General features: G+C 70.6%; 12 protein-coding genes and 1 tRNA gene. 9 read left to right on the top strand and 4 right to left on the bottom strand.

Annotated features, from left to right (window positions below; translation table 11 throughout):
- Window positions 1-221: 221 nt before the first annotated feature.
- The 3 genes from AC07FT_RS04295 to AC07FT_RS04285 form a co-directional block, all read right to left on the bottom strand.
- Window positions 222-1,070 carry an S-methyl-5'-thioadenosine phosphorylase gene (locus tag AC07FT_RS04295; protein ID WP_479173825.1) on the bottom strand — a complete coding sequence of 283 codons (849 nt, stop codon included), beginning with the start codon at window positions 1,068-1,070 and terminating at the stop codon, window positions 222-224.
- A gap of 110 nt (window positions 1,071-1,180) precedes the next feature.
- Window positions 1,181-1,564, bottom strand: a complete 384-nt coding sequence (locus tag AC07FT_RS04290; protein ID WP_479173823.1) for an FmdB family zinc ribbon protein — start codon at window positions 1,562-1,564, stop codon at window positions 1,181-1,183.
- A gap of 147 nt (window positions 1,565-1,711) precedes the next feature.
- Window positions 1,712-3,235, bottom strand: a complete 1,524-nt coding sequence (locus AC07FT_RS04285; RefSeq protein WP_479173973.1) for a potassium/proton antiporter — start codon at window positions 3,233-3,235, stop codon at window positions 1,712-1,714.
- A gap of 219 nt (window positions 3,236-3,454) precedes the next feature.
- Here AC07FT_RS04285 and AC07FT_RS04280 point away from each other — a divergent pair, with 219 nt between their 5' ends.
- The gene (locus AC07FT_RS04280; protein ID WP_479173821.1) at window positions 3,455-6,220 is read left to right on the top strand and encodes a penicillin acylase family protein; all 2,766 of its coding nucleotides are present in this window, start codon (window positions 3,455-3,457) and stop codon (window positions 6,218-6,220) included.
- A gap of 98 nt (window positions 6,221-6,318) precedes the next feature.
- Here AC07FT_RS04280 and AC07FT_RS04275 read toward each other — a convergent pair whose 3' ends face one another.
- Window positions 6,319-6,918, bottom strand: coding sequence for a 5-formyltetrahydrofolate cyclo-ligase (locus tag AC07FT_RS04275; RefSeq protein ID WP_479173971.1), 600 nt, complete (start codon window positions 6,916-6,918; stop codon window positions 6,319-6,321).
- Between the two features lie 85 nt (window positions 6,919-7,003).
- Here AC07FT_RS04275 and galU point away from each other — a divergent pair, with 85 nt between their 5' ends.
- From galU to AC07FT_RS04235, 8 genes are all read left to right on the top strand, one after another.
- Window positions 7,004-7,906, top strand: a complete 903-nt coding sequence (gene galU, locus AC07FT_RS04270) for a UTP--glucose-1-phosphate uridylyltransferase GalU (RefSeq protein WP_431776433.1) — start codon at window positions 7,004-7,006, stop codon at window positions 7,904-7,906.
- Window positions 7,907-7,910: 4 nt separating this feature from the next.
- On the top strand, window positions 7,911-9,230 hold the full coding sequence (glp, locus tag AC07FT_RS04265; RefSeq protein WP_254743516.1) for a molybdotransferase-like divisome protein Glp: 1,320 nt from the start codon (window positions 7,911-7,913) through the stop codon (window positions 9,228-9,230).
- A gap of 63 nt (window positions 9,231-9,293) precedes the next feature.
- A complete protein-coding gene (gene moaC, locus AC07FT_RS04260; RefSeq protein ID WP_254743514.1) occupies window positions 9,294-9,776 on the top strand; it encodes a cyclic pyranopterin monophosphate synthase MoaC in 483 nt (160 codons plus the stop codon).
- On the top strand, window positions 9,773-10,351 hold the full coding sequence (locus tag AC07FT_RS04255; RefSeq protein ID WP_479173819.1) for a MogA/MoaB family molybdenum cofactor biosynthesis protein: 579 nt from the start codon (window positions 9,773-9,775) through the stop codon (window positions 10,349-10,351). Before moaC ends, AC07FT_RS04255 begins: the two co-directional genes overlap by 4 nt.
- Entirely contained in the window at window positions 10,348-10,971 is a 624-nt protein-coding gene (locus tag AC07FT_RS04250; RefSeq protein WP_471194701.1) for a GNAT family N-acetyltransferase, read from the top strand. The genes AC07FT_RS04255 and AC07FT_RS04250 overlap by 4 nt, the downstream gene beginning before the upstream one ends.
- A 142-nt stretch (window positions 10,972-11,113) precedes the next feature.
- Complete coding sequence (sepX, locus tag AC07FT_RS04245) at window positions 11,114-12,283, top strand: divisome protein SepX/GlpR (RefSeq protein ID WP_479173817.1); 1,170 nt, start codon at window positions 11,114-11,116, stop codon at window positions 12,281-12,283.
- Between the two features lie 75 nt (window positions 12,284-12,358).
- Window positions 12,359-12,432 (top strand) — tRNA-Ala (locus tag AC07FT_RS04240).
- Window positions 12,433-12,904: 472 nt separating this feature from the next.
- The gene (locus tag AC07FT_RS04235; RefSeq protein WP_479173816.1) at window positions 12,905-13,405 is read left to right on the top strand and encodes a hypothetical protein; all 501 of its coding nucleotides are present in this window, start codon (window positions 12,905-12,907) and stop codon (window positions 13,403-13,405) included.
- Window positions 13,406-13,431 lie beyond the last annotated feature (26 nt).

Genomic DNA, 13,431 nt, shown 5'->3' with positions numbered 1-13,431 from the left:
GAGCGGAGCGGGGTAACGCGAGTGCGGGGGACGGATGGGACATGGCACGGCACCGCCTGTCGTGGCGTAGGTGAAGGCCCGGAGCGTCCGGAGCTTCCGGTCCCCTCACGATGCCCGTCCCCGCCCGGCTCCGCTGGGCCCTGTGGACGGGCCGGCGGGCTGTGCACAACCCGGTCACCCGTGCGAACGACGGCCGGTCCCCACCGCCCGAGCGCCCCGCGCTACGGCAGCTCGAACCCCAGGTCCCAGCCGTCATGGGCGTGGGTGCACAGACAGTCCCGCCCGGAGTTCTCCGGCAGCCTTCCCACCGCTTCGAAGAGCACTTCGCGCAGCCGTCCGACGTTCTCGCCGAACACCTTCATCACCTCGGTGTGGGTGACCCCGTCGCCCGTCTCCACACCCGCGTCCAAGTCGGTCACCAGCGACAACGACGTGTAGCAGAGCCCCAGTTCACGGGCGAGCACGGCTTCCGGATGGCCGGTCATCCCCACCACCGACCAGCCCATCGCCGCATGCCAGCGCGATTCCGCCCGGGTGGAGAAGCGCGGCCCCTCGACCACGCACATCGTCCCGCCGTCCACCGGCTCCCACGCGCGGGCGCGCGCTGCCTCGACGGCCGCCTTCCGCCCCACCGGGCAGTACGGGTCCGCGAAGGTCGTGTGCACCACGTTCGGGATCCGGCCGTCCGGCAGCGGCACCCCGTCGAAGTAGGTCTGCACCCGCCCCTTGGTGCGGTCCACGAGCTGGTCCGGCACCAGCAGCGTCCCCGGTCCGTACTCCGGCCGCAGTCCGCCCACCGCGCACGGCCCGAACACCTGCCGTACGCCGAGGGAGCGCAGGGCCCACAGATTGGCGCGGTAGTTGATCCGGTGCGGCGGCAGATGGTGCTTGCGGCCGTGGCGGGGGAGGAAGGCGACCCGCCGTCCCGCCACGTCGCCGATGAAGAGCGCGTCGCTCGGCGCCCCATAGGGGGTCTCGACAGTGATCTCGGTCACGTCGTCCAGGAACGAGTAGAACCCGGACCCCCCGATGACCCCTATGTCCGCTTGACTGTTGCTGGTCTCGACCATGTGATCACCCTAGCCAGCGCCGTCGGCCGGTACGACACCCCCAGGTCCCCGGGAAGACGCACGACACCCCGCCGTCCCCCATGGGGGACGGCGGGGTGTCGCGAGGAAGATCAGGCGGCCGAGGTGGTGCTGCTCGACGAGGAGCTCGACGAGCCGGACGACGACGAGGAGGACGCCGACGAGGCCGCGGAGCCCGACCCGGAGCTGCCGGACGACGAAGACGAGGAGTCCGAGGACGAGGACGACGTGGAGGACGAGCTTCCGCTGTCGCTCTGCGCCGCGGGCTTCGAGGAGCCGCTGCTCGAACTGCCGGAGGAGGAGCGGCTGTCGTTCCGGTAGAAGCCGGAGCCCTTGAAGACGATGCCGACCGCGGAGAACACCTTCTTCAGGCGTCCCTGGCAGCTGGGGCACTCGGTGAGCGCGTCGTCGGTGAACTTCTGCACCGCCTCGAGGCCCTCGCCGCACGCGGTGCACTGGTACTGGTAGGTCGGCACGTACTTCCTCCTGGCACTCTCACTCAATGAGTGCTAACGACGCTCCATAGTGCAGTATTCCGGCGCGTCAGTCCACTGGATCGGGCCGTACGGTGATCGATCCCACGTGCCGCCGCATCCCCCGGTGCCCGCCGCCGGACCCCGTGTTCAGCCGCCCCCCGTGCCCAGCCAGCCCGCCAGCTTGCCGCCGCGGCCCACCGCCCGCAGCCGCTTCTCCGCCGCGTCGCGCACCGGGTCCGTGGCCACCACCAGGAGCTCGTCGCCGCGCCGCAGCACCGTCGAGGGCAGCGGTACGAAGCTGGCCTTGTCCCGGACGATCAGGGTGACCGCGGCGCCGGGCGGCAGCCGCAGCTCGCCGATCTCGACCCCGTGCATCTTGGAGTCCTGGGGGATGGAGAACGACAGCAGATGGCCGCGCAGCCGCTCCAGCGGCGCCGACTCGATCCCCAGGTCCGCCGCCTCCTCCGGGCCGCCCAGCCGCAGCCGGGTGGCCAGCCAGGGCAGCGTCGGCCCCTGGATCAGGGTGTAGACGATCACCAGCACGAAGACGATGTTGAAGATCCTGCGGCTGTCCGGGACCTCGTTGACCATGGGGATGGTCGCCAGCACGATGGGCACCGCGCCGCGCAGCCCGGCCCAGGACAGCAGTGCCTTCTCCCGCCACGGCACCCGGAACGGCGCCGTGCTGACCAGGACCGAGACCGGCCGGGCGACCACCGTCAGCACCAGACCCACGGCCACCGCGGGCCAGATGTCATCGGCCAGCTCGTGCGGTGTCACCAGCAGGCCGAGCAGGACGAACATGCCGATCTGGGCGAGCCAGCCCAGCCCCTCGGCGAAGCCGCGCGTCGCGGGCCAGTGGGGCAGTCGCGCGTTCCCCAGGACGAGCGAGGCGAGGTAGACCGCCAGGAAGCCGGAGCCGTGGGCCAGCGCGCCGCCCGCGTAGGCGGCGACCGCGATGGCGACCACCGCGATCGGGTAGAGGCCGGAGGCGGGCAGTGCCACATGCCGCAGGCCGTACGCGCCGAGCCAGCCGATGGCGAGTCCGATCACCGCGCCGATCGCGAGCTCCAGGGTGATCTCGCCCAGCATCACGTACCAGGGGTCGATGGGGCCGTGCGCGGAGAAGGCGACGACCAGGATCACCACCGGGGCGTCGTTGAATCCGGATTCGGCCTCCAGGGCGCCCGTGAGCTTCTTGGGCAGCGGCACCCTGCGCAGGACCGAGAAGACCGCCGCCGCGTCCGTGGACGACACCACCGCGCCGATGATCAGCGCCTGCCGCCAGTCCAGACCCACCACGTAGTGCCCCGCCGCCGCGGTGACCCCCACGCTCACCGCGACACCGACGGTGGACAGGGCCGCCGCCATCGGCAGGGCGGGTTTGATCTCCCGCCACTTGGTGCCGAGACCGCCCTCGGCGAGGATCACGACCAGGGCGGCGTAGCCGAGCACCTGTGTCAGCTCGGCGTCGTCGAATTTGATCCCGATGCCGTCCTGGCCGATGGCGACGCCGATCCCGAGGTAGATCAGCAGGGAGGGCAGACCGCTGCGGGAGGAGATCCTGACGGCCGCCACCGCGATGAGCAGGACGAGCGAGCAGACCAGCAGCAGTTCATTGAGGTGGTGGACAGTCAGGGGCCGAACCTTTCTCGCGGGAGCGGCGGGGATCGTGTGAGCGACGCCCGGCCGACCGGAACTTCATTGCCTTACCTAACATTTTACGGGTTCTTGACGCGCGCCTCCGGTACGGGTGGTGGGCCGGGGTGTACTGCCCGGTCCGATGGCCGGTGCTCGGCGTCAGTCATGACTCCGCGTAGGGGTGGAGTCAGCGCTGCGCCTATGGTTGCTCCAGCACTCCAGGACCACCCTGCCCCTCGAAGGACAGCGATGCCCGCCAACAAAACCGGCTCTTCTCCCAAAAAGAAGAAGAGCCGACGCCTCCGCCTGATCGTGATCGCAGTCGTGCTGCTGCTCGTCGGAGGCGTCGGCTACGGCACGTACTGGAGCATCAGTACCGTGCGCGCCTCCTTCCCGGAGACCACGGGATCGCTTCAGCTGAAGGGGCTCTCGGGACCCGTCGAGGTCAAACGTGACGGCTACGGGATACCCCAGATCTACGCCGGCACCCCCGAGGACCTGTTCCGCGCCCAGGGGTTCGTCCAGGCCCAGGACCGCTTCTGGGAGATGGACGTCCGCCGTCATATGACGTCCGGGCGGCTGTCGGAGATGTTCGGATCCGGCCAGGTGGAGACCGACGCGTTCCTGCGCACCCTGGGCTGGCACCGGGTGGCCAAGCAGGAGTACGAGACCAAGCTGTCGCCCGCCACCAAGAAGTACCTGCGGGCCTACTCCGACGGGGTCAACGCCTACCTCAAGGACCACTCGGGCGAGGATCTGTCCGTCGAGTACGCGGCCCTGGACTTCGAGAACGAGGGCTACCAGCCGGAGAAGTGGACCCCGGTCGACTCGGTCGCCTGGCTCAAGGCGATGGCCTGGGACCTGCGCGGCAACATGCAGGACGAGGTGGACCGCGCGCTGGCCTCCAGCAGGCTGGACCCGGATCAGATCGAGGACCTCTACCCGTCGTACCCGTACGGCCGGAACAAGCCGATCGTCCAGGGTGGCGCGCTGGACCCGGCGACCGACCGGTTCGACCCCAAGGCGTCGAGCACGGGCGGCACCAGCGGCGCGGGCGGTACCGGTACGGCCCCCGGCGCCGGGAGCGCCGCCCGGGGCCTCCAGACCGGGCTCTCCTCGCTCTCCAGGACCCTGGACAAGATCCCCGCGCTGCTCGGCCCGAACGGCACCGGCATCGGCTCCAACTCCTGGGTCATCGACGGCAGGTACACGACCACCGGCAAACCGCTGCTGGCCAACGATCCGCACCTCGCCCCGCAGCTGCCCTCCGTCTGGTACCAGATGGGCCTGCACTGCAAGCAGCTCAGCAAGGCCTGCCCGTACGACACCGCGGGCTTCACCTTCTCCGGTATGCCGGGCGTGGTCATAGGTCACAACCAGGACATCAGCTGGGGCATGACCAATCTGGGCGCCGACGTCAGCGACCTCTACCTGGAGAAGGTCACGGCGGACAGCTACCTCTACGACGGCAAGCAGATGCCCTTCACCACCCGCGAGGAGACCATCAAGGTCGCGGGCGGCAAGAGCCGGACCATCACCGTCCGCACCAGCAACAACGGACCGATCGTCTCCGACCGCGATGACGAGCTGGCCGGTGTCGGCAAGAGCGCCCCGGTGGGCAGGGGCGCGGACGACGTGGCCCCCGACCGCGGTGACGGCTACGCGGTGGCCCTGAAGTGGACCGCGCTGTCCCCCTCCAACACCATGGACTCCGTCTTCGGGCTCAACACCGCCCGGAACTTCACCGAGTTCCGCAAGGCAGCCCGGGACTTCGCGGTCCCCTCGCAGAACCTGATCTACGCCGACACCAAGGGCAACATCGGCTACCAGGCGCCCGGCAGGATCCCGATACGCGCCAAGGGCGACGGCCGCTACCCGGCGCCCGGCTGGGACTCGCGCTACAAGTGGGACAAGTACATCCCGCAGTCGGCGCTGCCCTGGGAGCTCAATCCCAAGCGCGGCTACATCGTCACCGCCAACCAGGCCGTGGTCGACAAGGAGAAGTACCCCTACCTGCTGACGGACGACTGGGGTTACGGCGCGCGCAGCCAGCGCATCACCGATCTGATCGAGTCCAAGATCAAGGACGGCGGCAAGGTCTCCACCGAGGACATGCAGTCCATGCAGATGGACGACAGCAGTGAGATCGCCAAGCTGCTGACGCCCTACCTGCTGAAGATCGACATCAAGGACGACTACGTCCGCGAGGCCCAGAAGCTGCTGGAGAGCTGGGACTACACCCAGGACTCCGATTCGGCGGCCGCCGCGTACTTCAACGCCGTCTGGCGCAACACCCTGATGCTCGCCTTCGGCAACAAGCTCCCCAAGGAGCTGCGGGTCGAGGGCCAGTGCCTGCGGGTGCGCCCGGCCGGCGACTCCGGTCCGCTGGAGGATCTGGACGGCAACACCCGGCTGGTGCGCGAGTGCGGTGAGCGCGACCCGGACATGGCTCAGCCCGACGGCGGTGACCGCTGGTACGAGGTGGTGCGCAAGCTCCTCAAGGAGCCGCGCAACCACTGGTGGAAGTCGCCGGACTCCCGTCTCAACCCCGGTTCGGACACCCGCGACGAGCTGCTGAAGAACGCCATGAAGGACGCGCGCTCGGAGCTCACCGCCAAGCTGGGCAAGGACATCAACAGCTGGAGCTGGGGCAGGCTGCACCAGCTGACGCTGAAGAACCAGACGCTGGGCACCGAGGGCCCCGGCATCGTGCAGTGGATGCTCAACCGCGGCCCGTGGAACCTGGGCGGCGGCGAGGCCGCGGTCAACGCCACCGGCTGGAATGCGGCGGGCGGCTACGGCGTCACCTGGGTCCCGTCCATGCGGATGGTCGTCAACCTGGGCGACCTCGACAAGTCACGCTGGATCAACCTCACCGGTGCCTCCGGCCACGCCTATCACGCCCATTACACGGACCAGACCGACAAGTGGGCCAAGGGTGAGCTGCTGCCCTGGGCGTTCAGCAAGAACGCCGTGGACAAGCAGACCGACGACAAGCTGGCTCTGACCCCCTGAGGCGCCCGGTGGCCGCTCCCACGGCGCCCGTGCCGTCATCGCGGCCACCGGCCCCGCCGATCCTCCCGGCCCCGCCGAGAGGCGCCCTCGGGCGTCCCTCAGCGGGGCCGCCGCGTGAAGCGGTGGACCCCCGAGGGCGTCACCGCCGCGTGCACCGGATGGTCATGGGCCTCCTCGGGGACCTCCGCCAGCAGCTCGCCGTCGTGGAGCAGCACCACCAGCGCGGGATCGGCCCCGGCCCGCGCCAGCCGCTCCAGCACCCGGTCGTACGAGCCGCCGCCGCGGCCCAGCCGCATCCCGCGCCGGTCCACCGCGAGCCCCGGCAGCAGTACGGCGTCCGCCGCGGTCACCGCCTCGGGTCCGAGCCGCGGCCCGACCGGCTCCAGCAGTCCTCGCCGGGCGGGCGCCAGCCGCTCCGGCCCCTCGTCCTCGCCCCAGTCCAGGTCGTTGTCGGCCAGCAGGACCGGCAGCAGCACCCGTACGCCCCGGGCGCGCAGCGCCTCCCGCAGGGCATGGGTACCGGGTTCGCCGCCCAGGGAGACGTAGGCGGCCACCGTGCGCGCGTCCGCCAGCTCCGGAAGCTCCAGGGCGCGACACGCCAGGGCGGCCGCGGCCGCTTCGATGTCATCCTCGGTCAACCTGGATCTCACCGCCAGGAGACGCTGCCGCAACACGCGTTTACTACCGTCGTTTGTGATCACGGGGTGCGCAAACTCCCTGTCTCATGTCATATTCACTGAATCCTCATCATCTGCCCCAAAGGCACCAGATAGGGTTCTGTACATGACTCAATCGCGTACTCGGATCAGCAAGGCTGTCATCCCCGCCGCGGGACTGGGCACCCGCTTTCTTCCGGCCACCAAGGCCACGCCCAAGGAGATGCTGCCGGTCGTCGACAAGCCGGCGATCCAGTACGTCGTCGAGGAAGCCGTCACCGCGGGACTCTCCGACGTCCTCATGATCACCGGTCGCAACAAGCGACCGCTGGAGGACCACTTCGACCGCAATTACGAGCTCGAGGAGACCCTGACGCGGAAGGGGGACGACACCCGTCTCGCCCGCGTCCAGGAATCCAGCGATCTCGCGACCATGCACTATGTGCGCCAGGGCGACCCCCGGGGTCTTGGCCACGCGGTGCTGTGCGCCGCCCCGCACGTCGGTGACCAGCCCTTTGCCGTCCTCCTCGGCGACGATCTCATCGATGCCCGTGACCCGCTGCTGTCCCGCATGGTCGAGGTGCAGGAGCAGCACGGCGGCAGCGTGATCGCCCTGATGGAGGTCGATCCCGCCCAGATCCACCTCTATGGCTGCGCCGCCGTCAAACCGACCGAGGACGAGACGGTCGTCCAGGTCACCGGTCTGGTCGAGAAGCCGGACCATGCCGACGCCCCCAGCAACTACGCCGTGATCGGCCGCTACGTCCTGGACCCGGCCGTCTTCGACGTGCTCCGCAAGACCGAGCCGGGGCGCGGGGGCGAGATCCAGCTCACCGACGCCCTCCAGGCGCTGGCCTCCGATCCCGACCTCGGGGGCCCGGTCCATGGTGTGATCTTCAAGGGCCGTCGGTACGACACAGGAGACCGTGGCGACTATCTGCGTGCCATCGTCAGACTCGCATGCGAACGTGAAGACCTGGGCCCGGACTTCCGGGACTGGCTTCGCAGTTACGTCACCGAGGAGATGTAGCACCTTGAGCAGCACCGCAGCACGGGCCACCGACCAGGGCCCGGACCAGGACCGTGTCTGGACGGTGTCCGAGCACCTCGACGACATCCTCGGGCACATCCATCCGCTGGAGCCCATCGAGCTGCAACTGCTCGATGCCCAGGGGTGTGTCCTGGTCGAGGACATCACCGTCCCCGTCGCCCTCCCGCCCTTCGACAACAGCTCCATGGACGGCTACGCCGTACGGACCGCTGATGTCGCGGCGGCCACGAGGGACCATCCTGCGGTGCTCACCGTCATCGGCGACATCGCGGCGGGCAGCGGTGAGCTGCCCGCCGTGGGTCCCGGTGAGGCGGCGAGGATCATGACCGGCGCCCCGATGCCGCCCGGCGGACAGGCCGTGGTCCCCGTGGAGTGGACCGACGGCGGTCTGGACAACGGGCCGGTCACCACCATGCGGGCGCGCGGCGACGGCCCGGACGGCGGCAGCGGCCGGGTGCGGGTCTACCGTCCGGCCGAGGAGGGCCGGCATGTACGCGCCCGGGGCAGCGACGCGGGCGCGGGCGAGCTGGCGCTGCACGCCGGTACCGTCCTCGGACCGCCGCAGATCGGGCTGCTGGCCGCCGTCGGCCGCGCCACCGTCAAGGTCCGGCCGCGACCGCGGGTCGTGGTGCTGTCCACCGGCAGCGAGCTGGTCCAGCCCGGCGAGGAGGTGGGCCCCGGCCGGATCCACGACTCCAACAGCTACCAGCTCACCGCCGCGGCCCGGGATGCCGGTGCCATCGCCTACCGGGTCGGCGCGGTCGCCGATGACGCGGCCACCCTGCGCGCCGCCATCGAGGACCAGTTGGTGCGCGCCGACATCGTGGTCACCAGTGGCGGCGTCAGCGTCGGCGCGTACGACGTGGTGAAGGAGGCGATGCACGAGGTCGCCTTCCGCAAGCTGGCGATGCAGCCCGGCAAGCCCCAGGGCTTCGGCCGCATCGGCCCCGACGCCACTCCGCTGCTCGCCCTCCCCGGAAACCCGGTGAGTTCGTACGTCTCCTTCGAGCTGTTCGTCCGCCCGGTCATCCGCACCATGCTGGGCGGCGGCGGGATCCACCGGACGGTCCTGCGGGCGGTGTGCCCCGAGGGCATCGCGTCCTCCCCGGAGGGCAGGCGCCAGTTCCTGCGCGGCTGGTACGAGCCGTCGGCGGGGGAGGAGCCGGGCACCGTCACCCCTGTGGGCGGTGCGTCATCCCACCTGATCAAGGCCATGGCCCAGGCCAATGCGCTGATCGTGCTCCCGGAAAAGGTCACCGCGGTGGACCCCGGCACCGAAGTGGACGTGCTCCTGCTCACGTAGGACGCCGTCACGGCGGGTACGGTGTCGTCCCACAGCAGCCGCGCGGCCCGGACCGGGAGAACGATGAGCAGCGCCCAGGACCATCTCACCCACCTCGACCAAGCGGGCGCCGCGCGCATGGTCGACGTCTCCGCCAAGGACGTCACGGCACGCACCGCCCGCGCGAGCGGCCGGGTGCTCGTGGCGCCCCGCGTGGTCGAACTGCTGCGCGGCGAGGGCGTTCCCAAGGGCGACGCCCTCGCGACCGCCCGGATCGCGGGCATCATGGGCGCCAAGCGCACCCCTGACCTCATCCCGCTGTGCCATCCGCTCGCGGTGTCGGGCGTGACGGTGGACCTCACGGTCGCCGACGACGCGGTCGAGATCATCGCCACGGTGAAGACCACCGACCGTACGGGTGTGGAGATGGAGGCCCTGACCGCCGTCTCCGTCGCCGCCCTGACGGTGGTCGACATGGTCAAGGCCGTCGACAAGGGTGCCGTGGTCACCGACATCCGGGTCGAGGAGAAGACCGGCGGCAAGTCGGGCGACTGGAGTCGCACATGACGGGCTCGCCCGCGCCGCACCGCCGCGCCCTGGTGGTCACCGCCTCCAACCGCGCCGCCGCCGGGGTCTACGCCGACAAGGGTGGTCCGCTGATCGCCGAGGGGCTGGCCGGGCTGGGGTTCGCGGTGGACGGCCCGCGGGTGGTGCCCGACGGCGAACCGGTCGAGGCGGCGCTGCGGGAGGCGGTGGCCGCCGCGTACGACGTGGTCGTCACCACCGGAGGCACCGGACTCACTCCGACCGACCGCACCCCCGAGGCCACCCGTGCCGTCCTCGACCGCGAGGTGCCGGGTATCGCGGAGGCCATCCGCGCCGAGGGACTCGCCAAGGTGCCCACCGCGGCGCTCTCCCGCGGGCTCGCCGGCGTCGCCGGGACGACCCTGGTCGTCAACCTGCCCGGCTCCACCGGAGGGGTGCGCGACGGACTCGCGGTACTCGGCCGCGTCCTGGTGCACGCGGTCGACCAGGTCCACGGCGGCGACCACCCCAGACCCGCCGGCCCCGCCGACTCCACCGGTCCCGCCGATCCGGCCGCTCCCGCCGATCCGGCCGGTTCCGCCGGGAGGGCGCGCTGAACGCCCCCTGGCCGGTCGTGCTGGCGGACGGTGACACGGTTCTCCGCCCGATAAAGCTGCGGGACCAGCGCGCCTGGCGTGAGGTGAACCAGCGCAACCGGGAGTGGCTGCGGCCCTGGGAGGCCACCATTCCGCCGCCCCCGCCGGCCGGTCCGGTCACCCACCGGCCCACCTACCGCCAGATGGTCCGCCATCTGCGAGCCGAGGCGCACGCCGGGCGGATGCTGCCGTTCGTCATCGAGTACCGCGGGCGGCTGGCAGGGCAGTTGACGGTCGCCGGGATCACCTGGGGCTCGATGTGCTCGGGCCATGTCGGCTACTGGGTCGACGAGGCGGTGGCGGGGCGCGGGGTGATGCCGACCGCCGTGGCGCTCGCCGCCGACCACTGCTTCCGCACCATCGGACTGCACCGGATCGAGATCTGCATCCGGCCGGAGAACGTGCCCAGCCGACGGGTCGTGGAGAAACTCGGATTCCGTGAGGAGGGGCTTCGGCCCCGCTACCTCCATATCGACGGTGCCTGGCGCGACCATCTGGTCTTCGCGCTCACCGTCGAGGAACTGTCCGAAGGGTTGCTGGCGCGCTGGCACCGGACCAGGCCCGAGGCATCGCAGAAATAGGAAATCTGTTCGAATTAAGCCGGTACATTTCCGGTCCGGTCATCTCATCAATCACAAAAAACTTTCGAGATATCAGCCAGATCGTGCGACACACCGCGCCAATTGGCGGATGCCCTCGCGCGGACCCCTCTACCGTGTGAGCGTGAGCAGCAGTGGCCTCATCTACGCAGTCATCGTCGGGGCCTGGGCCGCCTATTTGGTGCCGATGTGGCTTCGGAGGCAGGACGAGCTGAATGAGGCCCGTCCGACGGAACGCTTCAGCACCGCCATCCGGCTGCTGTCCGGACGGGCGGGCATGGAGCGCCGTTACGCCAAGGGGCTGGAGGACGAGCGCCGGAGGGGCCCGGAGGACCCGGCGGAGCGCACCGCCGAGACCGCGGACGCCCCCGGAGCCGGGGGCGGCGCGGCCGAGCCGGAGCGCTTCACGGTCGACCCGGACGCGCTGACCGACGCCTTCGACGTCCGGGCCTTCGCCGACCCCGTAACCCTGCGCGCGCCCGTCCCCACCGCCGCCGCGGCACCGTCCGCGGAGGGTGCCGCACCGTCCGGCGCCAAGGCCGGTCGCGGCGGTTCCGCCCTGGACCGTGGGAGGCGCGCGCGAGTGCTCGCACGCCGTCGTCGTACCACCGTGATCCTCTTCGTGGTGTTCACCCTGGGCGCGATCGTGGCGGCGGTCGGCGGACTGGCCTTCCTCTGGGCACCGGCCATCCCGGCCACACTGCTCAGCGCGTATATCGCCTATCTGCGCAGCCAGGAGCGGCGCCGCTTCACCTTCACCATGGATCAGCGCCGTGCCGAGCAGGCCGCGCAGCGCCTGCGCGAGCGCCGTCCGCGGCCCCACGCCTCGGACGCCGCGGCGTCCGACGCCGGTGCCCCCGCCGACCCCCCCGTGCCCGCCGAGCCCGAGCCCGCCCCGGCGGTCTCCGCCCGCGCGGCGGGGCGCCGGGCGCTGGTCGAGCAGACCGATCACGCCGAGTGGGTGGACCAGGAGCGCGAGCGTGAGCGCGGCCCGGCAGCCGGGGACGGCTGGGAGCCGGTCCCGGTGCCGCTGCCGACCTATGTGACGGCGCCGGTCGCCCCGCGTGCCACCGGCAGGGTCGACCTCGCCGCCCCCGACGCCTGGAGCTCCGCACGCTCCAGCACCGTCGAGCCCACCCAGGAGCCCACCCAGGAGCCCACCCCGGCGCGGTCCGCGGAACAGGATCCTGCCCGGCACCCGGCATCGCCCGCCCGCCGCCCCCGCGAATCCGGCCGCACCCCGCTCTTCGATCAGTACGCGGACGAGGACCGGCCCCGTGCCGCCAACGAGTGACCCGCACTCCACTGACCAGCGCGGAACGGATTTCCAAGCACCCCGCGCGGGATGCTAGAGTTTCACTCGTTGCAAGGGCCTGTGGCGCAGACTGGTAGCGCACCTCGTTCGCATCGAGGGGGTCAGGGGTTCAAATCCCCTCAGGTCCACAGCAGCTCAAAGCCCCCGCCGGGGAAATCCGGCGGGGGCTTTCTGGTGCCATACCGCAGTGAAGTACAGCAACTGCTTCGGATCGTGCGCCCCGGGCTCACCCGGGGCGCTGGCCTAGCCTCCGCGGTGCCTCAGTGGTGTGACGGGTGTCATGCGGCCGGATCCGGCGGATGGTGAGGCTTGGGCCTGTCGGCGGCCCGTGGGCCGCCGCGCCGGCTCCTTCGGTGTTCCCGCGGGCCGGTGGAGAGTCGCATCTCTCGGCGCGTCTCCGTTCGCAACCGCACCCCCGTGAATCCCGTGTCGAATGCTTCCCACGCCCTTGTATGACGCGCCCGCAACCCGCCCTGAGCGCAGGGAATATGGCGTGCTCGCGGAGTCGTCCTTGTTGTAGCTTCCGGGTCGACCGCGCCGGTTCGCTGCCACCTCTGTCGCAGTGAGTTCCGGCCCTAGCACATGACGAAAGAGCTCGACATGACGCCAGACAAGCGCAAGCAGGCCACGTTCTTGCGTACGGGGATCAGCGCTGCCGCATGCCTTGTACTGACCCTCCCTCTTGCCGGGACCGCGATAGCCGATGCGCCGGAGCGCGAAAAGCCCGCTCCGGCGGCAGCGTTCGGCCATCCGGTGATGGAGGCCATGAACTGGTTCCTCCACCGGAAGGGCGACAAGTCCTACGACGGCTACTGTGAGCTCGCGGTTGCCAAGGCGTGGAAGCGCTCCAGGGTCCACCATTCGGCCAAGACGCACTGGACCTCCTCCGACGGTGCCAAGCACACATCTGGTATGCCCCCCACGGGATCCTTTGTCTTCTGGGACAACGGGGGAAGGAACTGGCACGTCGGGCTTTCGGATGGCTCGGGAGGCGTCTGGGGCACCAATTTCGGTCCCGGGGGCGCGATCGACTTCAAGTCGAATTACAAGAGGATTCCCGGGTTCAGGTACGTGGGCTGGAAGGCCGGCAACCCCGGCTGAGGAACGCGTCCAACGGTTGGCTCAGG

The sequence above is a fragment of the Streptomyces sp. NPDC045899 genome (genome assembly GCF_056431485.1).
This window is presented reverse-complemented; position numbering and strand designations above follow the sequence as displayed.

Bases quoted from the DNA above. Each gene is read 5' to 3' on its own strand.
- AC07FT_RS04255 (WP_479173819.1), top strand. From the start codon at position 9,773: ATGACGGGCTCGCCCGCGCCGCACCGCCGCGCCCTGGTGGTCACCGCC.
- AC07FT_RS04235 (WP_479173816.1), top strand. From the start codon at position 12,905: ATGACGCCAGACAAGCGCAAGCAGGCCACGTTCTTGCGTACGGGGATC.
- moaC (WP_254743514.1), top strand. From the start codon at position 9,294: ATGAGCAGCGCCCAGGACCATCTCACCCACCTCGACCAAGCGGGCGCC.
- AC07FT_RS04280 (WP_479173821.1), top strand. From the start codon at position 3,455: ATGCCCGCCAACAAAACCGGCTCTTCTCCCAAAAAGAAGAAGAGCCGA.
- galU (WP_431776433.1), top strand. From the start codon at position 7,004: ATGACTCAATCGCGTACTCGGATCAGCAAGGCTGTCATCCCCGCCGCG.
- AC07FT_RS04295 (WP_479173825.1), bottom strand. From the start codon at position 1,070: ATGGTCGAGACCAGCAACAGTCAAGCGGACATAGGGGTCATCGGGGGG.